General features: G+C 65.0%; 18 protein-coding genes. 15 read left to right on the forward strand and 3 right to left on the reverse strand.

Annotated features, from left to right (window positions below):
- Positions 1–24 precede the first annotated feature (24 nt).
- The 13 genes from NX774_RS20415 to NX774_RS20475 all read left to right on the forward strand — a co-directional run bounded on the left by NX774_RS20415 (position 25) and on the right by NX774_RS20475 (position 12,698).
- Complete coding sequence (locus NX774_RS20415; RefSeq protein ID WP_258824124.1) at positions 25–1,287, forward strand: MFS transporter; 1,263 nt, start codon at positions 25–27, stop codon at positions 1,285–1,287.
- Between the two features lie 164 nt (positions 1,288–1,451).
- On the forward strand, positions 1,452–2,573 hold the full coding sequence (locus NX774_RS20420; protein WP_258824125.1) for an acyltransferase family protein: 1,122 nt from the start codon (positions 1,452–1,454) through the stop codon (positions 2,571–2,573).
- A gap of 27 nt (positions 2,574–2,600) precedes the next feature.
- Positions 2,601–4,196: a glycoside hydrolase family 10-like protein gene (locus NX774_RS20425; RefSeq protein WP_258824126.1), complete on the forward strand. Its 1,596-nt coding sequence runs from the start codon at positions 2,601–2,603 to the stop codon at positions 4,194–4,196.
- A 191-nt stretch (positions 4,197–4,387) separates the two neighbouring features.
- Positions 4,388–5,332, forward strand: a complete 945-nt coding sequence (locus NX774_RS20430; protein ID WP_258824127.1) for an N-acetylglucosamine kinase — start codon at positions 4,388–4,390, stop codon at positions 5,330–5,332.
- A gap of 9 nt (positions 5,333–5,341) precedes the next feature.
- Positions 5,342–6,313 carry an N-acetylmuramoyl-L-alanine amidase gene (locus tag NX774_RS20435; RefSeq protein WP_258824128.1) on the forward strand — a complete coding sequence of 324 codons (972 nt, stop codon included), beginning with the start codon at positions 5,342–5,344 and terminating at the stop codon, positions 6,311–6,313.
- An 82-nt stretch (positions 6,314–6,395) separates the two neighbouring features.
- Entirely contained in the window at positions 6,396–7,301 is a 906-nt protein-coding gene (locus tag NX774_RS20440) for a LysR family transcriptional regulator (protein ID WP_258824129.1), read from the forward strand.
- Positions 7,298–7,909 carry a M15 family metallopeptidase gene (locus NX774_RS20445; RefSeq protein WP_258824130.1) on the forward strand — a complete coding sequence of 204 codons (612 nt, stop codon included), beginning with the start codon at positions 7,298–7,300 and terminating at the stop codon, positions 7,907–7,909. The genes NX774_RS20440 and NX774_RS20445 overlap by 4 nt, the downstream gene beginning before the upstream one ends.
- 211 nt (positions 7,910–8,120) lie before the next feature.
- A complete protein-coding gene (locus tag NX774_RS20450) occupies positions 8,121–9,050 on the forward strand; it encodes a hypothetical protein (protein WP_258824131.1) in 930 nt (309 codons plus the stop codon).
- A 93-nt stretch (positions 9,051–9,143) separates the two neighbouring features.
- Complete coding sequence (locus NX774_RS20455) at positions 9,144–9,998, forward strand: hypothetical protein (RefSeq protein WP_258824132.1); 855 nt, start codon at positions 9,144–9,146, stop codon at positions 9,996–9,998.
- 131 nt (positions 9,999–10,129) lie between these two features.
- Positions 10,130–11,368 (forward strand): RNA polymerase sigma factor, encoded by a 1,239-nt coding sequence (locus tag NX774_RS20460; protein ID WP_258824133.1) that lies wholly within the window; start codon positions 10,130–10,132, stop codon positions 11,366–11,368.
- 104 nt (positions 11,369–11,472) lie between these two features.
- Positions 11,473–11,898 (forward strand): VOC family protein, encoded by a 426-nt coding sequence (locus NX774_RS20465; protein ID WP_258824134.1) that lies wholly within the window; start codon positions 11,473–11,475, stop codon positions 11,896–11,898.
- A gap of 21 nt (positions 11,899–11,919) precedes the next feature.
- Positions 11,920–12,270 (forward strand): YciI family protein, encoded by a 351-nt coding sequence (locus NX774_RS20470; RefSeq protein WP_258824135.1) that lies wholly within the window; start codon positions 11,920–11,922, stop codon positions 12,268–12,270.
- A gap of 68 nt (positions 12,271–12,338) precedes the next feature.
- A complete protein-coding gene (locus NX774_RS20475) occupies positions 12,339–12,698 on the forward strand; it encodes a DUF1428 domain-containing protein (protein ID WP_258824136.1) in 360 nt (119 codons plus the stop codon).
- A 114-nt stretch (positions 12,699–12,812) separates the two neighbouring features.
- Here NX774_RS20475 and NX774_RS20480 read toward each other — a convergent pair whose 3' ends face one another.
- Positions 12,813–13,262, reverse strand: a complete 450-nt coding sequence (locus NX774_RS20480) for a GNAT family N-acetyltransferase (protein WP_258824137.1) — start codon at positions 13,260–13,262, stop codon at positions 12,813–12,815.
- Positions 13,263–13,487: 225 nt separating this feature from the next.
- On the opposite strand from NX774_RS20480, the gene NX774_RS20485 reads away from it, so the two are divergent.
- Positions 13,488–14,270 carry a class I SAM-dependent methyltransferase gene (locus NX774_RS20485; RefSeq protein ID WP_258824138.1) on the forward strand — a complete coding sequence of 261 codons (783 nt, stop codon included), beginning with the start codon at positions 13,488–13,490 and terminating at the stop codon, positions 14,268–14,270.
- Positions 14,271–15,304: 1,034 nt separating this feature from the next.
- On the opposite strand, the gene dacB is transcribed toward NX774_RS20485, so the two are convergent.
- Positions 15,305–16,780, reverse strand: coding sequence for a D-alanyl-D-alanine carboxypeptidase/D-alanyl-D-alanine endopeptidase (gene dacB / locus NX774_RS20490; RefSeq protein WP_258824139.1), 1,476 nt, complete (start codon positions 16,778–16,780; stop codon positions 15,305–15,307).
- 8 nt (positions 16,781–16,788) lie between these two features.
- A complete protein-coding gene (locus NX774_RS20495; RefSeq protein WP_258824140.1) occupies positions 16,789–18,027 on the reverse strand; it encodes a spore maturation protein in 1,239 nt (412 codons plus the stop codon).
- A gap of 270 nt (positions 18,028–18,297) precedes the next feature.
- Between NX774_RS20495 and NX774_RS20500 the strand changes: the two genes are divergently transcribed.
- Positions 18,298–20,091 carry an ABC transporter substrate-binding protein gene (locus NX774_RS20500; RefSeq protein WP_258824141.1) on the forward strand — a complete coding sequence of 598 codons (1,794 nt, stop codon included), beginning with the start codon at positions 18,298–18,300 and terminating at the stop codon, positions 20,089–20,091.
- Positions 20,092–20,237 lie beyond the last annotated feature (146 nt).

Raw genomic sequence — 20,237 nt, forward strand, 5'->3', positions numbered from 1 at the left:
GTCCTGCCCGGCCAAGAAAGAGTTATGCAAGAAAAGCAAGCCCGGAACCCGTGGCTGTGGGTGCCCTCCGTCTATTTCAACCAGGCCGTTCCGTACGCCGTCGTGATGACCCTCGCGGGCGTCATGTACAAGGACCTGGGCCTGTCCAATCCCGAGATCACGCACTACACCAGCATGCTGTACCTGCCGTGGGTGATCAAGCCGCTGTGGTCGCCCGTGGTGGACATGTTCGGCACCAAGCGGCGCTGGACCGTGCTGCTGCAGCTGGTGGTGGCGCTGGCGCTGGGCGCGCTGGCCGGTGCGCTGCATGCGCCCAACTTCATCATCCTGTCGCTGGCCGCGCTGTGGGTCATGGCGATCAGCTCGGCCACGCATGATATTGCGGCCGACGGCTACTACATGCTGGGGCTGCGGCAAAAAGACCAGGCCGCCTTCGTGGGCGTGCGCAGCACCTTCTACCGCATTGCCAACCTGGTGGTGCAGGGGCCGCTGGTGGTGCTGGTGGGCCTGTTGACGCGCTCGATGAACGACGTGCGCATGGCGTGGTCCACCTCGTTCGTGATCCTGGCGGTCGTGTTCGGCGTGCTGGTGGCGTGGCACCAATTGATCCTGCCGCGCCCGGCCGAGGACCACGCGGTCCGGTCCGGCAACCCGATCCAGGGCTTCATCGACACCTTTGTCTCGTTCTTCAAGAAGCGCGACATCTGGCTGATCCTCGGTTTCATCCTCACCTTCCGCCTGGGCGAAGCGCAGATCCTCAAGCTGGTCGCGCCGTTCCTGAAGGACCCGGTGTCGGCCGGCGGCCTGGGCCTGTCCAACGAGCAATTTGGCGGCGCCTACGGCACCGTCGGCCTGGTCGCGCTGACCTTCGGCGGCCTGTTCGGCGGCTGGCTGATCTCGCGCCGGGGGCTCAAGCGCTGCCTGTGGCTGATGGTGTTCGGCGTGCACCTGCCGGACCTGGTGTTCGTGTTCCTGTCGAGCGTGCAGCCGCAGAACTTTGCGCTGATCTCGGCGTGCCTCGCGGTCGAGCAGTTCGGCTACGGGTTCGGCTTCACCGCAATGATGTTGTACATGATCATGGTCTCCGAAGGCGAGCACAAGACGGCGCACTACGCGTTGTGCACCGGCCTGATGGCGCTGGGCATGATGGCGCCGGGCTACGTCAGCGGGGACATCCAGGCTTTCCTCGGGTATCGCAATTTCTTCATCTGGGCGTGCTTGTCGACCATTCCGGCGTTCATCATGGCGTCGCTGGTGAAGATCGATCCTGAGTTTGGTAAGAAGTAACAACCACTAGCAGTAAAACCGTCGTCCCCGCGGAGGCGGGGACCCATGCTGAGCGTCCGGTCACGCGGTCCATGGGTTCCCGCCAAGGCGGACGGCGAGTCCGGGAACGACGTTCGAGACAATAACAACGGGGACTGTGCAGGATGGGCGACACCAATGGCCGCTTGACTTCACTTGATGCATTTCGCGGCTTCACCATCGCCGGCATGGTGCTGGTGAACAATCCGGGCGACTGGGGCAACCTCTACTCCCAGCTCGAGCACGCCAAGTGGAACGGCTGGACCTTCACCGACTGCATCTTCCCCTTCTTCCTGTTCATCACCGGTGTGTCGATGGCGCTCTCGCTCGGCCGCCTGGCCGCCGCCGGGGCCGACAAGCCGCGCCTGCTCGCCAAGCTGGCCAGGCGGGCCATGCTGATCTTCCTGATCGGCTTCATCCTCAACTTCCTGCCGTACTTCAACATAGACAAGGTGCGCATCCCTGGCGTGCTGCAGCGCATTGCCCTGTGCACGCTGCTGGCTTCGCCGATCGTCGTGTATTGCCGGTGGCGCGCCCAGCTGTTCATCATTGCGGCCCTGCTGGCGCTGTACAGCGTGCTGATGCTCGCCGTGCCGGTTCCCGGCATCGGCGCCGGCGTGCTCGAGCCTGGCAAGGACTTCGGCGCCTGGATCGACCGCATGTTGCTGGGCAATCACATGTGGGTGCAGTCGAAGACCTGGGACCCGGAAGGCGTGGTCAGCACCATGCCCGCCCTGTGCAGCCAGCTGTTCGGCGTGCTCGCCGGCCAATGGCTGCTGGCCAAGGTGCCGCGCACCGAGCAGACCGTCTGGATGCTGCTCGCCGGCCTGCTGTTCCTGTGGCTTGGTGCAATTTTCGATACCATACTCATGCCGATCAACAAGAGCCTGTGGACACCGTCCTACTGCCTGCTGATGACGGGCTGGGCGCTGGTGGTGTTCGCAAGTTTCTATTGGCTGCTGGACGTGAATCCCTACCCCGCCGTGCGCGAGGCGGCAAGCCGCTGGGCCAGGCCGTTCGTCATCTATGGCATGAACGCGCTGTTCGTGTTCGCGCTGTCCGGGTTCCTGGCCAAGATGTTCGGCTTTATCAAATTCGACCAGCCCGGTGGCGGCAAGGTCTCGCTCGGCAAGCTCTTGTACGCGCCGATCCGCGAGTTGCCGATCGGCCCGGTCAATACGTCGTTGTTGTACGCGCTGCTGTTCAACCTGTTCATGTTCAGCCTGGCATGGTTCATGTGGCGCAAGAAGTGGTTCGTCAAAGTCTGAGAAAAGGGAGCTGTGTTGCAGCCTGATTTGAAACGACGCGCGTTCGCGTTTGCAGGAGTCGCCAGTGCGCTGGCGTTGGGTGGATTGCTGGCCGCATGTACCACGCCGCCAAAGGCCACGGTGCCCGGCGCGGTGCCCGCACCAGTGGCCAGCAGCGAACTGCCGCCGCCGGCGCCGCGCGAGTTTCGCGCCGCCTGGGTCTCGACCGTCGCCAACATCGACTGGCCGAGCAAGCAGAACCTCTCCGCGCAGCAGCAGCAGCAGGAGGCCATTGCGATCCTCGACCGCGCCAAGGCGCTGAACCTGAACGCGATCGTGCTGCAGGTGCGCCCGGCGGCCGATGCGATCTATCCTTCCAAGCTGGAGCCGTGGTCGGAATACCTGACCGGCGCGCAGGGCAAGGCGCCGCAGCCGTGGTACGACCCGCTCAAGTTCTGGATCACCGAGGCGCACGCGCGCGGCCTGGAGCTGCACGCCTGGTTCAACCCGTACCGTGCGCGCCACAACAACGCCAGGTCGCCGGCGGCGCCAAACCACATTTCGCGCACCAATCCGGCCGCCGTGAAGAGCTACGGCAAGTTCCTGTGGATGGACCCGGGCGAGGAGTCGGCTTCCAAGCAGACGCTGGACGTGGTGCTGGACGTGGTCAAGCGCTATGACATCGACGGCGTGCACATCGACGACTATTTCTACCCGTACCCGATCGAAGCGCCCAGCGCGGCCGGCAACGATGCCGCGCTCGACGGCAAGGCAGGCAAGGCCGAGCTCGACTTCCCGGACCAGCCCTCGTGGCAGCGCTATGTCGCCAGCGGCGGCAAGCTGGACAAGGCATCGTGGCGGCGCGAGAACGTCAACCACCTGATCGAGCGCATGTACAAGGAGATCCACGAGGAAAAACGCTGGGTGCGCTTCGGCATCAGCCCGTTCGGCCTGGGTCGTCCGGACCGCCGTCCGCCCGGCATCTCCGGCTTCTCGCAATATGACAAGCTGTACGCCGACGCCGAGACCTGGCTGCAGAACGGCTGGCTGGACTACCTGTCGCCGCAGCTGTACTGGCCGAGCTCGCAGACCGCACAGGCGTACGACGTGCTGCTGGACTACTGGATCGGACAGAACACGCAGGGCCGCCACGTGTGGCCGGGCCTGTTCACCAGCCGCATCGGCGCGCCGACCAAGGATTACCAGCCGCAGGAGATCATCCAGCAGATCGGCGTGGCGCGCTCGCGGCCGGGTGCCGGCGGGCATGTGCACTTCAGCATGGTCACGCTGATGGAAAACCGCAAGGGCATCGATGACCAGCTGACGGCAGGTCATTACGCGCAGCCGGCGCTGGTGCCGGCCTCGCCATGGCTGGGCAATACGCCGCCGGCGCTGCCCAAGGTGAGCGCGGCGCGCGCCGGCAATGCGGTCAAGCTGAAGATGGTGCCGGGCAAGGCCGACGCGGTGTACGCGGTGTGGTCGCGCTATGGCAGCCAGTGGCGCTTCGCGGTGGCGCCGGCCGGGCAGGCAACCGTGACGGTGGCCGACGATGCAAAGCTGGGCCAGGCCGATGCGGTGTTCGTGAGCGCGGTGGATCGCCTTGGCAACGAGAGCGAGCGGGTGCAGGTCTGGCGCAAGAGCTGACCCGAGCCCGTCGTCCCGGCGAAGGCCGGGACCCATGCTGAGTCAGCCATATAGGACGCTCAGCATGGGTACCGGCTCTCGCCGGTACGACGTTTGAGAGCTGACACTTTGGCATTCATAACCTTTTTTCATGTACTTAACGCGAGACTTCATTCGTGCCGACCCCGGCTTGGACGTACACTCGCACGATTATGTTGAACCAGGAATTCGACCCGGATAGCGGCATTGGCCTTGGCATCGACGCCGGCGGCACCCAGACCCGCTGGGCACTGGCCGCGCCGGGTGGCGCGATCATCGCTGCCGGCCACGTCGCCGGCCTGTCCGCGCTGCAGATGAGCAGCGCCGCCGGCCGCCAGACCGTGCACGCCACCTTCTCCGAACTGGCGCGCGAAGTACTCAGCCATGGGCGTCCCGGCCGCGTGCGCGCGGGCCTGACCGGCTTTGGCGGCGATGGCGAACAATTGCAGCGCTGGCTGGCCGAGCTGTTCCAGGTGTCGCCGCGCTGCGTGAAGCTGTGTAACGACATCGAGATCGCCTACCTCGCCAGCTTTACGCCCGGCGAGGGCTACCTGGTCTATGCCGGCACCGGCTCGATCGGCGCCTTCATCGATGGCGACGGCAAGTTCCACCGCGCCGGCGGCCGCGGCGTCATGCTCGACGATGGCGGCGGCGGCTTCTGGATCGCGCGCGAGGCGCTGCGCCACATCTGGCGCAACGAGGACGAACAGCCAGGCTGCTGGAAAGATTCCCCGATGGCCCAGGCCGTGTTCGACTACATCGGTGGCCACGACTGGTCGCTGTCGCGCCAGTTCATCTATGCGCAGGAGCGCGGCGAAGTGGGCAAGCTGGCGCTCGCCGTTGCCGCGTCCGCCGGGCAGGATCCGGCCGCCGAGCGTATCCTGTGCGAAGCCGGCCAGGAACTTGCGCGCCTGGCGCTGGCGCTGGCCAACCGTTTTGGCCCGCGCCCGGTGGCGCTGGCCGGCCGCGCGTCCGAACTGCATCCCTCGATCGCCGCGTCGATGCGCGCCGCGCTGCCGCCCGACACCAAGCTGGTGCATACCGGCAGCCAGGCCCATTTCGCCGCGGCCCGGCTGGCCGCCAGCCCGGCACCAAGTCCCAACCACAATCCAACCTGAGTGTTTACGATGAAAGCCCTGATCTCCGCCCTGCTTCTTGCCCTGCTTGCCGGCTGTGCCACCGGTCCGCGCATCGACCACAGCTACAACGCCAAGGCCCAGTCGCCGCGCGTCAAGTTCATCGTGCTGCACTACACCGTGAGCGACAAGCCGTCGTCGATCAAGATCCTGACCCAGCAGCAGGTGAGCGCCCACTACCTGGTGACGGACGATCCCGAGACCATCATCTACAACCTGGTGCCGGAAACCCAGCAGGCCTGGCACGCCGGCGTGTCGAGCTGGAAGGGCTTTACCAACCTGAACACCAGCTCGGTGGGCATCGAGATCGTGAACGCGGGCTGGAAGGACACGCCAACCGGCCGCGTGTATGCGCCGTTCCCGCAGTACCAGATCGATTCGGTGATCGCGCTGGTGCGCGACATTGCGCAGCGTTACCACGTGCCGCCCGAGAACGTGCTCGGCCACAGCGACATCGCGCCTGGCCGCAAGCAGGACCCGGGCCCCATGTTCCCGTGGAAGCAACTGGCCGACCAGGGCCTGGCGGTGTGGCCGGACGCCACCCGCGTGGCCACCGTGCGCCCGGTGTTCGACGCCCAGCAGCCGGACGTGACCTGGTTCCAGCGCAAGCTGGCGGCCTTTGGCTACGGCGTCACCCAGACCTGCCTGTACGATGAGCAGACCCGCAACGCGCTGTCGGCCTTCCAGTCGAAATTCCGTCCTGCAAACATCGATGGCACCCCGGACGCCGAGACCGCGACCCTGCTCGAAGTGCTGACCACGCCGGCCAACGCGCCGCTGCCGGTGGTGCAGCCGTCGGCGCCGCTGCCTAACGCGGTCTGCGCCTGTGCCTGCTCGCCCAGCCCGGTGATCCAGCCGGCACCGGCGCCGGCCGTGCCGGCCGTGCCGCCGGTGCCTGCGGAGCCGGTCCCCGCTGCGGTCCCCGCAACACCTGCAGTGCCGCAGCCATTGAACAAGCAGTGATATGTCGCTCCTGAGCAATTTTCGCTGTATCCTCGGGACATCCGCGCCCGCCGCGGATTCTTTACTTTGAAGGGATAACGCGATGCGCCTGCGCCACATAGAAGTCTTTCACGCGATCATGCAGGTCGGCACCATCAGTGGCGCCGCCCAGGTTCTGCACATCTCGCAGCCGGCAGTGACCAAGGTGCTGCAGCACGCGGAACTGCAGCTGGGCATGCCGCTGTTCGAGCGCGTGCGCGGCAAGCTCTATCCCAAGCCCGAGGCGCACCGGCTGTTCGCCGAAACCGAAAAGCTGAACCGCGACCTGCAGGGCATCCGCCGCCTTGCCGCCAGCCTGAAGAGCCGCGCGGTGGAAACGGTGCGGCTGGTTTCCACGCCCACGGTGGCCATCAGCGTGCTGCCCAAGGCGATGACGAGCTGGCGGCGTGACTTCCCGGAAACCCGCTGCGAGCTCTCGACCCACCACACCAGTGAAATCGTCAACACGCTGCGCCTGGGCGAGGCCGACCTGGCGCTGTCGCTGCAGGACCCGCGCCACCCCGGCATCGTGGCCGAGCCGATCGCGCAGGGCATGCTGACGGTGATGGCGCCGGCCGGCACCTGGAGTGCGGCCGAATGCGCGCAGCCGATCGGCCCCGAAGGTCTGACCGGCGAGCTGATCGGCCTGGCCGACCGCGACCCGCTGGGCGAAATGGTGCTTGCCGCGTGCGAGGCGCAGGGCGCCCAGCCGGTGTTCCGCACCGTGGTCCAGACCTACCAGATTGCGCGCTCGCTGGTGGAGGCGGGCGCCGGCACCGCGGTGCTCGACCCGTTCACCGCCGCCACCGCGACGCCGGACAAGGTGCAACGCCGCACCTGGGAACCCGCGATTCCCGTGCAGCTCTACCTGCTGACCGCCAGCCACGCGCCGCTCTCGCATGGCGCGCGCGAGCTGGCCAACTGTATCGGCGCGACCGCGCGCGCCCTGCTCGAAAAAGGATGTCAATGAACCTCACCGTCGCCAGCGAGGAGATCGCCCGCAGCCTGGAATTTCGCCACCTCTCCAGCATCCGGGGCATCGCCATCGACCTGCGCTACGCGACCGCCAACAACTTCGTCGGCCGCGACCTGTACTCGCCGTTCGACTGCGCGTGGCTGCACGTGCAGGCCGCGGCGGGGCTGGAACAGGTGGTGGCATGGCTGCACGCGAAAAGGCCAGGCCTGACGCCGGTGGTGCTGGACGCGCTGCGCCCGCAGCGGGTGCAGCAGCAGCTGTGGGATACGCTGGCCGGCACCGGCCTGCAGATGTACCTGGCCAATCCGCTGCGCGGCTCGATCCACTCGTACGGCATGGCGGTGGACATCACCTTGGTGGACGAGCACGGCCGCGAGCTCGACATGGGCACCGGCTTTGACGACATGACCGAGCTGTCGCACCCCGCGCTGGAAGAGGGCTTCCTCGTCGCCGGCCAGCTCACCGAAGAGCAGGTGGCCAACCGGCGCCTGCTGCGCGAGGCGATGAACCAGGCCGGCTTCGTCGGCATCAACACCGAATGGTGGCATTTCGATTGCGGCGACCGCGAACTGGTGCGCCGTACCTTCCGCCGCGTCCTCTGACGGTGGCGGCGCGCACCGCCTGCCGCCGACCTTGTCGCGGCGGCGCATAACGCTGCGCACGCTTGAGCATTGTCAGCCTTTGGCCTGTTGCGCGCCTCGACAATCGGCACGTACTGCAGAGAGGTTGATACCCACAGCTGCACGGATTTCGCGCGGTCATTCCTCTCTCAACAACGATGGTCTCCCCATTCCACTACAAGAGAGGTGCGTAATGAAAAGCTCGTTGATGGCGCTCGCCGTGGGCGTGGCGCTGGCAGGGTGCAGCACTGGCGACGGCAACGTGTTTGCATCCAGGGACAAGACGGTCGAGTACTACCGCGTATTCGACATCAAGACCGCGCCGGGCAACCCGGGCGTGGTCAAGGCCGCGAGCGAAGGCATCAGCCGCCACGTGGCCGACGCCACGCTCGCCACCCCGGCCATGGCCGGCCAGCTGCAGGAGCAGCCGGGCAAGTTCAAGCCGGCCAACCCCGACGGCGCCGCGCCGGGCAGCGGCGCCGCGCCCAGCTGCGAGGGCGCCAGCTGGACCGCCAAGGGCGCGCCGCGCGTCAACGGCGGCGACAACATGAACGTGGTCGCCTGCCTGTTCCCGTACAAGAACGGCTATCACCTCGACATGTACGCCGTGTTCACCAAAAAGGAAGGTGGCTGGCTCGAATGGCCGCGCCGCTTCACCGGCCGCCTGATGGGCACGCCAGAGAGCTGGACCGACCAGACCATGGTGGACGTGGTGCGCACGATCCGCGATTCGACCGGTGCGCAGGTGGCGCTGGTGGAGGCCAAGCCGGCGCTGCCGGGCACGCCGTGGCTGGAGATGGGGTCGAACGGCGGGGCGTCGGGTAGCGCCGGCGGTTCCGGCGGCGGTGCCAGCGCGCCTGCGGGCAGCGGCACGGGCGGTAGCAGTGGCAACAGCGGCACGGGTGGCGCGAGCGGCAGTGGCGCCGCGTCCGACAGCAGCGGCGCCAGCGCAACCACGTCCACTGCGGCGCCAGCGCCGGTCACCGCTCCCGTCGCCGCGCCTGGCAGCGCAACGGCGGCCGACAGCAGCAGTGCCGGCGCTGCCCAGCCTGCCGGTACTGGGGGCAGCGCAAGCGCGGCCGGCAGCGGTGGTGGGGCCACCGGCAAGCCGGGCGCCAGATAGGCCAGCGTGCCGGCTCGCGCCGGCGATTGGCGATACAATCGCTGTGCCTGCTTGCAGGCCCGGCACCATATTTTCGAGGCGCGACAACGAGCAATGACGATCGATACAGTTTCTTCCCCCGGGCACGGCGACCACAACGAAGACCTGATTGCGGTGTTTGAACAGGAGGGCTGGACCGACATCGTCATCATCGATGGCGGTTCCTCGGTGGCGGACCGGGACTACGTCGATGCGCAGCAAGGCGACGTGGTCTGGTTCGTGCGCGAGTTCGCCCGCGCGCTGGCACATACGGCGAGCGCCGGGCGGCGCCAGGAAGACAGCGTGCGGCTGGCGCTCGACCAGGTGCGTCGCGTGTTCGACGAGAAGACGCACGCGGTGGCGGTGCCAATGTACGCGTGGCCCATTGCGGCGATGACGTGGGTGCGCATCTGGCACGAGCGGGGCCACACGGCGCTGCAGGCTTGGTGCGTGGGCGACTGCAAGACCCTGCTGCGCTTGCCCGGCGGAGCGGTGCTGGACCTGGACCCGTACGTCAACGCGCAGGAAGGCATCGTGCGCGACGAGATCGCAAAGCTGGCCAGCCAGGGCATCACCGACCCGGCCACGCGGCGCGAGCGGCTGCTGCCGATGCTGCGTGCGCGGCGCGAATTCCAGAATTCGACTGCCGCTCCCATCTCGTTGTGTCTTGCGCCGGGCGGACCGTTCGATGCGCGCGAGTTCAACCTCGAGGTCGAAGCAGGGTCGGTGCTCTTGATGATGACCGATGGCTTCTACCGGTTGGTTGACCCGTACGGTTTGTACACCGACGAGCAGCTGGCAGCCGCGTGCGCGACGCGCGGCGCGGCTGCGCTGGTGGGCGAGCTGCGCGCGTTCGAACTGGGCGGCGCCACGGGCATGTCCGTGAAAAACGCCGACGACGCCTCGGCCGTCATCCGCGCGTTTCCATAACCGTAGGGTGGGCAGCTCGTCTGCCCACGCGTCCAACCGGCCCAAGCGCCGTTAAGAAAATTGCAATTTGCGATACACTTGCCAGGCTGACCTGAACAGTGACCCGAACCCGGACGTGAAAGGCCCGCGCCGTGACGACGACCACCGCGACACTGGAAGCGATTTACCACAACGACGCCCGCCGCGTCTTCGCGACCTTGGTGCGCCTGCTCGGCAGTTTCGACCTGGCCGAGGAAGCGCTGCACGACGCCTTCATCGCCGCCGCCGAAACCTGGCCGCGCGATGGCGTCCCCAATAACCCGTTCGCCTGGCTGGTCTCCGCAGGCCGCTTCAAGGCCATCGACCAGCTGCGCCGCCAGCGCCGCTTTACCGCGTGGGACGACGCGGCCGGCGTGGTCGAGAACCTCGCCGACGAGGCCCCCGGCCCGGGCGAGGCTACAGAACTCGAAGACGACCGCCTGCGCCTCATCTTCACCTGCTGCCACCCCAGCCTGTCCGAGGAAGCGCGCGTCGCCCTCACCCTGCGCGAAGTGTGCGGCCTTGCCACCGAGGAGATCGCGCATGCCTGCATGGTCGCCGCGCCCACGCTGGCGCAGCGCATCGTGCGCGCCAAGGCCAAGATCCGTGACGCCCGCATCCCCTACCAGGTGCCGGACACCGATGAACTGCCGGCGCGGCTGCAAAGCGTGCTGCGCGTGATCTACCTGGTGTTCAACGAAGGATATTCCGCCTCTTCCGGCGATACCGTCCTGCGCGCCGACCTGTCCACCGAGGCGATCCGCCTTGCGCGCCTGCTCGAGCAACTGCTGCCCGAGCCCGAAGTCTCTGGCCTCCTGGCGCTGATGCTGCTGCACGAGTCGCGCCGCGCCGCGCGCGTCTCGGCCGACGGCGACCTGATTCCCCTCGACGAGCAGGACCGCAGCCTGTGGGACCGCGCCCTGATCGACGAAGGCTGCACGCGCGTGGAGCGCGCCTTGCTGTCGCGCCGCTTCGGCTCCTACACCTTGCAGGCCGCGATTGCCGCCGTCCACGCCGAGGCCGCGCAGGCGGGCGACACCGACTGGCGCCAGATCGCCGGCCTGTACGAGGTGCTGCTGCGCCATGAACCAGCGCCGGTCATCGAACTGAACCATGCGGTGGCTGTTGCCATGCGCGACGGTCCGCAAGCTGGCTTGCCGCTGGTGGAAGCACTGCTTGCCAGCGAGCCGTTGCGCCAATACCACTTGGCCTGGGCCGCCAAGGCCGACCTGTGCCGGCGCCTGGGCGCGCACGCGGACGCCCGCGCCGCCTACGAACAGGCGCTGGCGCTGGCCCGCCAGGAGCCGGAACGCCGCTTCTTGCGCCGCCGGATCGAGCAATTCCGGGCATGACGAAAAATTTGTGAGCGGGGCTGTCGAAACCGCCGCCCGCCCATTCGACTAAGGGATAAGGAACGCAATCGCTTCCCGATCAACCGCGAAAAGGAGACTAGACCATGATGCAACCGATCCCGTACCTGGTATTCAACGGAAACTGCGCCGAAGCGATGCGCTTTTATGAGCGTGTTCTCGATGGCAAGATCGAGACCACCATCCGCATGGCCGACATGCCCTGTCCGTCGGGGACGCCGGCCGGGCAAGGCGACCTGATCGCCCACATCCGCCTTGCGCTCGACAAGAACGGCAACATGCTGTTCGCCGGGGACTGCCCGCCATCGATGCCGTACGAGGGCATCAAAGGTGTCTCGTTCACGCTCAGCTACGACACTGTCGAACAGGCGCAGCGCATCTTTGCCGACCTGTCGGAGGGCGGGCAGATCACCATGCCGTTCGCGCCGGCGTTCTGGGCCCAGGGCTCGGGCATGGTCACGGACCGCTTTGGCGTGCCCTGGATCGTCAACGGTGCCCTGATCCAACACTGACCGCCTGCAAGGGAGAAGCCCATGAAATATCTGTGTCTCGTCTATCTCGACCAGGAACACTGGAACGCATGCCCCGACGCCACCTGTGCCGCCTATGCGCAGCAATTGGTGGAGGGCCAGCGGCTGCTGGCGGCCGAGCCGCTCCACCCAGTCGCGAGCGCAACGACGGTCCGTGTGCGCAATGGCCAGGTAGCGCTCTACGACGGGCCGTTCGCCGAGACCAAGGAGCAGCTGGCGGGCTTCTACCTGGTGGACGCGGCCGACCTGAACGAAGCGATCCGGATCGCCAGCGGCATTCCGCCGGCCAAATACGGCAGCGTGGAAGTACGGCCGGTGCGCGAGCTGGCCGTGCCGCAGGACCAGGCTGCCTGAAGCACCTAAGGCCGGCGCCTGCCGGCCAAGCATCAGGTCACAAGCTGGAACTTTCCGAGGAGACTGAGATGGCTTATGTAGATGGATTCGTGGTGCCGGTTCCCAAGAACAACCTGGACAAATACCGGGAGCTTGCCACGCTGGTGGGCAAGATCTACCGCGAACACGGCGCCTTGCAGTTCCGTGAATGCATCGCTGACGACGTCAAGTCTGGCAAGCTGACCTCGTTCCCTCAGAGCGTGAACCTCGAGGAGGGCGAAACCGTGTTTTTCGCGTGGATCATGTACGAGTCGCGTGCCCACCGCGACGAAGTCAACGAAAAAGTCATGAAGGATCCGCGCTCGGCCGAGATGGCCAAGCCCGAGAACAGGCCCTTCGATGGCAAGCGCATGATCTTCGGCGGTTTCGAGATGGTGATCGACCTTTGAGCCGCACCGAGGTGTGTAAGGTTCAGGCGGATTACCGTCAGCTGTAGGGCTTGCTGACCCGTGTTTCTCGTAGGGTGGGCTCTTGAGCCCACGCGGGTAGTCACGCGGCGCGTATCACCGCGTGGGCACAAGTGCCCACCCTACGCGGGTGAGCGAATAGGCGACATCGGAAGCGCCCGCAGCCTGGCGCACCCAGCCCTGCGCCGCATAAAAACGATCCGCGCGTGTGTTGGCGGCCGTCGTCAGCTCGACGCGCTCGTGGCCAATGCTGAACAACCAATCCACCGCCAGGCCAAGCAAGGTTTTGCCGAGACCTTGCCCTTCATGGTCCGGCCGCACGAACAAGGCCCAGATCGACGCGTTTGTGCTGTTTGCGTAGCAAAAAGCGACGATCTCGCCGTTGCTTTCCGCGACCCATCCACGGCCTGACCTGTCCAAAAAATCTTCGTACATCGCATTGGTGATGCTTGTCGGGTCGGACAACACATTTTCCGCGACAGACAGGCGTATCCGCGACATGGCCGGAATATCGGAACTGCCAGCCTGCCTGAAGAGATAGGTCATGTTTGGACGCCTTGGGAGTAGATTGGCTTACGGAGCCAAAATTGTACTGTCACCACGGACGGCGCGTTTTGCCGGTCGAATTTGATCGAAATTCTCCCAAATGTGTTCGCGAGCGTACTGCCGACAGATGCCCACAAATATTAACTTGACGACAAGTAGGACGTAGTCGATGATTGCCGGGCGGCACGGCATGGCGCCGCTGCCATCGATCCTGGAGACGACACAATGAAACGGTTCATCCTGGCCGCCGGCTTGCTGGCGGGCGCCCTGGCCGGCCTCGCGCAGGCCGCCGACAAGGCCGACGATGCCCAGCTGCGCACGGCCATCGCAGGCAGCCACCGGAGTAGCACCAACGTGGCGCGCGATACTTGGCGCCATCCTTACGAAACGCTCACTTTCTTCGGCATCAAGCCGACCATGACGGTAGTCGAATTGCTGCCGGAAGGCGGCTGGTACACCGAGATCCTGGCGCCCTACCTGCGCCAGGACGGCAAGCTGATCAGTGCCGGCCTCATATCCAGGACCTTGCTGGAGTCCAACCCTGCGGTCTATGACAAGGTCGTGCGGGGCGCCTTCAATCCGTCAAAGGCCATCTACAACTTCGCCCCGCCAAACAGCGTCGACATGGTGCTCACCTTCCGCAACGTGCACAACTTCGTCGAGCTGGGCGACGACAAGGTCAAGGACATGTTCAAGGCGCTGTACACCAGCCTGAAGCCGGGCGGCGTGCTGGGCGTGACCGACCACCGCCTGCCAGAATCCATGCCGCAAGATGCCACGGCCACGAGCGGCTACGTCCACGAGTCGTATGTGATCAAGATGGCCGAGAGCGCCGGCTTCAAGCTGGCCGGCAAATCCGAGATCAACGCCAATCCAAAGGACAAGGCCGACCACAAGGGCGGCGTGTGGGCGCTGCCGCCGACCCTGACCAACGCCGCACTTGACCGCGACAAGTACCAGGCCATCGGCGAGAGCGACCGCATGACGCTCAAGTTCGTGAAGCCATAAACGGCCGGTGCTCGCCGCGGCCAATGTAACGCCGGGCGAGTATTTGTGCATTCTTGATGCGGTATCGCGCGTAGTCGTGGCCGAAGCTTCCCTATCGGAGCGGACGTCCCTCATGAACTCATCAAGAACAGGGTCAAGCACATGAATTGCGAACTCTTGGCGAACATCGTGCCGGTGACCGTTCGTGACTTTTCATCTTCCGTAAGCTGTAATGCTGAGTCTGAAAGGCCGAGTTCGGCCAAAAGCATCACCTGTAAGGACGCGAACGTTGGATCCCGGAAAGTTATTGAATCGAATGGTGGCGTATTTGAACGCATTACCTTCGACGAAGGGCAACTGGCGCGTCGCTATTGGATAAAGATTGGTTAGACGCGTTGTGGTCCCCGGACGAAGGACCGCAACGGGTCGGTACAGCCGATCGTCTCAGGCTGCTATCGGCCAGAAGCGGACTTACGTCGAGAATGGATTGTTGTCTGAACTCAGCCATATGCATCGCTATGAACCCATCCTTGTCCATCGCCGCAAACGGGCACGTAACTCTCGACTTCGGCGATTATGATTCCGTGGCATACCAGCAGGTATGCGCCAAACTTGAAAACGAACTCGGATTTTCTAGGCGCGGGGTCACTGTCGCTGGACCCGATGAAGGCATAAGTCCGTCGTTCTTACGTGCCGAGCTTGTGATTTCCGCCGGGTGGGACAACTGGAGCGGTAGCTATCTGCTTGCGAATTCAGACGCAGGCGACGCGATACTCCGGCGCTTGTACGCTGAACTTACGTAGAAAATTGCGAGACGAAAACCTCTCGCTACAGCTTACTTCTGACGTTAGCCGACGTGTCCACTTCGGGTCGATAGCGGACGTAAACAGCCTCAGTCCGAGTATTCGATGGCCGGATGTGTCACGCGTGTGCCTCGGTCGATGGTCTTCCGTCGTTGAGCGAACTCTTGGCTGGCTTCGTCGCTTCCAGAGATTGCTCGTTCGCGCTGAACGACGAGGCGAAAGGTTTTGTTAGGCCGGCGGAGCAGCCAGCCGTCAATGGTTGACTGCCACCGTGGTTTCCGCAGTCCCCGAGCGCGCCACCCAGTCGATCAGCGCATCCAGCACCGCGCGGCCCTTGCCATTCTTCACCAGCTCGCTGTTGACCATGCCGACCACGACACACGTGCGCCCGCTGGCATCCGGCACATAGCCCGCGACCGCCGCCACATTGCTCAGGCTGCCCGTCTTCAGGCGCGCATGGCCGGCCGCCGGGCTGTCCTTCAGGCGCCGGCGCATGGTGCCGTCCACCGCCACGATCGGCAGGCTGGCCTGGAACTCGGGCGCCCAGTTGCTGGCCAGGCCTGCCTTGAGCAGCCCGCCCATCTGCTGCGGGCTGATCCGTTCAAGGCGCGACAGTCCCGAGCCGTTTTCCAGCACCAAGCCGCTGTCGTCGATCTGGTGCGCGCGCATCCAGTTGCGCACCGCCTGGTCGGCCCGGGTGTAGGTGGTGTCAGGACTCGGCGGCAGGGGATGGCTGCCCAGCAGCGGGTCGGCTTCCAGGCTGCCCAGGCTCAGGAACACGGTGCGCGCCAGCGTGTTGTCGGATGGCTTGTTGATGTCGCGCACCAGCTCCGGCAGCGGCCGGGAAGTGTGCGCCGCCAGCAGCTGCGCGTCTGGCGGCGCCGCGCCTTCGACGGTCTCGCCGCTGATGGTGCCGCCCAGCTGCTTCCACTTCAGCCGGAACAGCCGGTCCAGGTAGTCGTTGCGGTCCACCACGTTGATGCTGTTGTCCGCCACGCAATCGCGCGGGAAGGTCCCGTGCAGCACCACCTTGATGCGGCCGCTCTTGTCGCGCAGCGCCTCGGGCAGCTTCCAGCCGTCTTCCCATTTCTTGCACTCGCCGTCCACGAGCACCATGTCCGAACCGATCGACACCTTCTCCAGCGTCGGCTGCATCTCCAGCTTGATCCGCTTGGCGGTCGAGCGCATGTCGATCTGCAGCATGTTCTTGTTGATCATCAGCGCGTCCGGAATGACGTTGTAATACGCCTCCGGCGACTCGTCGAATGGCGGTACGCCCACATCGCTGCGCGCCGGGTTGAACAGCTGGCGGTCCAGCACCAGCTTGCCGGCGATCTTGCGGATGCCCTGGTAGCGCAGCGCGCGCAGCATGTTCTCCAGCGCCTCGCTCGAAAAGTCCATGTCGGCGCCGCCCTTGAGCACCAGGTCGCCCTTGAGCACGCCGTTCTTGACCTCGCCATTGCTGCGCAGCTCGGTGCGGCCGCGGAATACCGGCCCCAGCTGTTCCAGGCCGACCATCGTCGTGACCAGTTTCATGGTCGAGGCCGGCTGCATCGGCTGCGTGACTTGGTGCGCCAGCACCACGGTATCGCCGCGGAGGACCAGCGCGCCGAGCGCCGCTTCCGGGATGCCATTGTCGGCAAGCACGCGGGCAACGGGTTCCGGCAACTGGGCGTGCGCGGGCAGCCAGGCGACAAAGGCGGCGGCGATGACGAGGCGACGTAGCATGGTGTTCCTTAACCGAAGAAGAGATAGGCGACGCCGATGGCGCCAATGATGCCGGCAAAGTCGGCGATCAGTCCACAGGAAATGGCATAGCGTGCATTCTTGATGCCCACCGAACCGAAGTACAGCGCCACGATGTAGAACGTGGTGTCGGTCGAGCCCTGGAAGATGCAGGCCAGGCGGCCGACGAAGGAATCCGGGCCGTAGGTTTTCATGGCGTCGATCATCATCGCGCGCGAGCCGCTGCCGGACAAGGGCTTCATCAGCGCGGTGGGCAGCGCCGGCGTGAACTCGGTGGACAGGCCGAGCTGGCCCAGCACCCAGTCGAAGCCGCTGACGATAAAGCCGAGCACGCCCGAGTTGCGGATCACCGAGATCGCCACCAGCATGCCGACCAGGTAGGGGATGATGGTGAGCGAAGTCTGGATGCCGCCCTTGGCGCCCTCGATGAAGGATTCGTACACGTTGACCTTCTTGCGCAGCGCGCCGCCGATGAAGGACACGATGATGAGCAGCAGGATCAGGTTGCTCGCCACGCGCGAGCCCAGTTCAATTTCCGGCTTGGTCAGGAAATTGGTCATGTACCAGACCAAGAGGCCAATCGCCGCCGTGATGCCGCCCAGCCAGCCGATGACGACGCGGTCGAACAAATTGATCTTCTGGCGAATCGACACGGCAATGATCCCGGCCAGCGCCGAGATGAAGGTGCCGATCATGCACGGGATAAAGATATCCGACGGGTCCTTGGCGCCCAGGATCGCGCGCTGCGCCATGATGGCCAGCGGAATCAGCGTCAGGCCCGAGGTGTGCAGCACCAGGAACATGATCTGCGGGTTGCTGGCCTCGTCCTTGTTCGGGTTCAGCGACTGCAGGCTCTCCATCGCCTTCAGCCCGAACGGCGTGGCCGCGTTGTCCAGGCCCAGCAGGTTGGCCGAGAAGTTCATCACCATGTGGCCGGTGGCCGGGTGATCCTTTGGCACATCCGGGAAGATGCGCGAGAAGAACGGCGAGATGATCCGCGCCAGAAAGCCGACCGCGCCGGCCTTTTCGCCCACGTTCATCAATCCCAGCCACAGCGTCATCACGCCGGCCAGCGGCAGCGCAATATCCATCACTGCCAGCTTGGCCGAGTCGAAGGTGCCGTCGATGATCTTCTTGAAGATCTCGGTGTCGCCGAGGAACAGCCACTGCGCGAAAGCGGCGGCGAAGCCGACCAGGAAGAAACCGGACCAGATGTAATTTAATGCCATTGAAATTCCCGCTGATGACGTGCCAGATGCCTGACGGCACGATTGTGCAGCGGAGAGTATAGGCTGAGAGCAATCGCCAAGGATGAAAGAATGCACCCGCGCCATGCAAAAAAGTTATGAGCGATATTTCTTTTATTGCCGTCATGAAGCGCTGCGCCTATGATTCAACGTCGTTCCGGCGCAAGCCGGAACCCATGCTGAGTTTGCGTTCCTGCACAGTCAGCATGGGTCCCGGCGCTCGCCGGGACGACGCTCTAAAACTGCCCACTCATGACGACACGACGCCACACCGCCGCTGCCCTGATCCTTGCCGCCTGCTTCGCGCTGCCTGCCGCAGCCGACGCACCGTCAGGCGACCACAAGGAAAAAGTCCTGCACATGTTCCTGTCCACCAGCGAAACCGGGCTGGACCCGGCCGTGGCATCGGACCTGGCCTCGCTGTCGCTGCTGGAAAACCTGTTCGACCCGCTGCTGCGCTACGACTACCTGGCGCGCCCGGTCAAGCTGGCGGCCAACACCGTCACCGAGCTGCCGCGCATCGAGGATGGTGGCAAGACCTACACCTTCCACCTGCGCCCCGGCATCTATTTCAGCGACGATCCGGCCTTCAAGGGCAAGAAGCGCGAAGTGACGGCCGCGGACTACGTGTACAGCCTCAAGCGCCTGTACGACCCGGCCCTGAAATCGCCATGGGCCTACATGTTCGAGGGCAAGCTGCTCGGCGACGCCGCGCTCAAGGACAAGTTCAGCTACGACACCCAGATCCCGGGCCTGCAGGCAGTGGACAAGTACACGCTGCGCATCCGCCTGGCCGAGCCGGACAACAATTTCCTGTATTACCTCGCCATCCCCGCCTCCGGCGTGGTTGCGCGCGAAGTGGTCGAAGCCTACCCCGGCCAGGCCGGCAACCACCCGGTCGGCACCGGCCCGTTCATGATCGGCGACTGGAAGCGCAGCGACCGCATCGTGCTGCTGGCCAATCCGTACTCGAGCGCCGTGTTCCATGCCACCCCGAGCGCGGACCCCGTGGACAAGCAAATCGACGCTGCGCTCGAAGGCAAGCGCCTGCCGCGCGTGGACCGCGTCGAAGTGAAGATCGCCGAAGAATTCCAGGGCCGCATGCTCGGCTTCCTGAACGGCGAATACGACTACATCGAACAGGTGCCCGAATCGATGACCGACATGGTCATCAAGGACGGCAAGCTCAAGCCCGAGCTGGCCAAGCGCGGCATGCAGCTGTACCGCTTCCCGGTGCTCCAGACCTACTACATGTGGATGAACATGGAGAACCCGCTGATCGGCGGCTACGGCAAGGACAAGGTGGCGCTGCGCCGCGCAATCTCGATGGCGTACAACAACGCCGAGGACATCGCCCTGCTCAAGAAAGGCATGGCCACCAAGGCCGACTCGCCGCTGCCCCAGGACGCGATCGGCTATGACCCCAACTACCGCAGCCCGGTGCCCTACGACCCTGCGCTGGCCAACGCCCTGCTCGACAAGTTCGGCTACGACCAGCGCGACCCCGACGGCTTTCGCCGCGCCCCCGGCGGCCAGCCGCTGACGCTGACCATGCACAGCGAAGCGACGGTCGGTGGCCGCCTGCGCGACGAACTGTGGCGCAAATGCCTGAATTCGATCGGGCTGCGCGTCGTCTTCAAGTCCGACAAGAAGACCGAGATCATCAAGGCCTCGCGCCTGGGCAAGGTGATGATGTTCGAGAGCAACTGGGTGGCCGACTTCCCCGATGGCGACAATTTCTACCAGTTGTTGTACGGCCCCAACGCCGGCCGCGCCAACTACGCCCGCTTCAACCTGCCCGCCTATAACGAACGCTATGAGAAGGCGCGCGCCCTCCCGGACGGTCCCGAGCGCAAAAAGCTGTATTTCGAGATGAACCAGCTGATCCACGCCTACAACCCGTGGGTGCCGCTGACCCACGTGCTCTCCGCCGATATCCGCCAACCGTGGCTTAAAAACTACAAGCGCCACCCCGTCGAATTCACCAACTGGCGTTATCTGGATGTCGATGTTGCGGAAAGGGAACGGACTACCCACTCTGAGTGAGCGTTTCGGCGCGTTTTATTCTGGGTAATCATTCCGCGAAGTTATACTTCCCGCCAGATATTTCATTTGGTAGAGCTTCCCTGCTGCCTTACCTTTTGAACAAAACATAACGTAATGCCTTGACATTACACCCAGATCATCTCGGC

It is taken from the genome of Massilia agilis, from assembly GCF_024756255.1.
Lineage (GTDB): Bacteria > Pseudomonadota > Gammaproteobacteria > Burkholderiales > Burkholderiaceae_D > Telluria > Telluria agilis.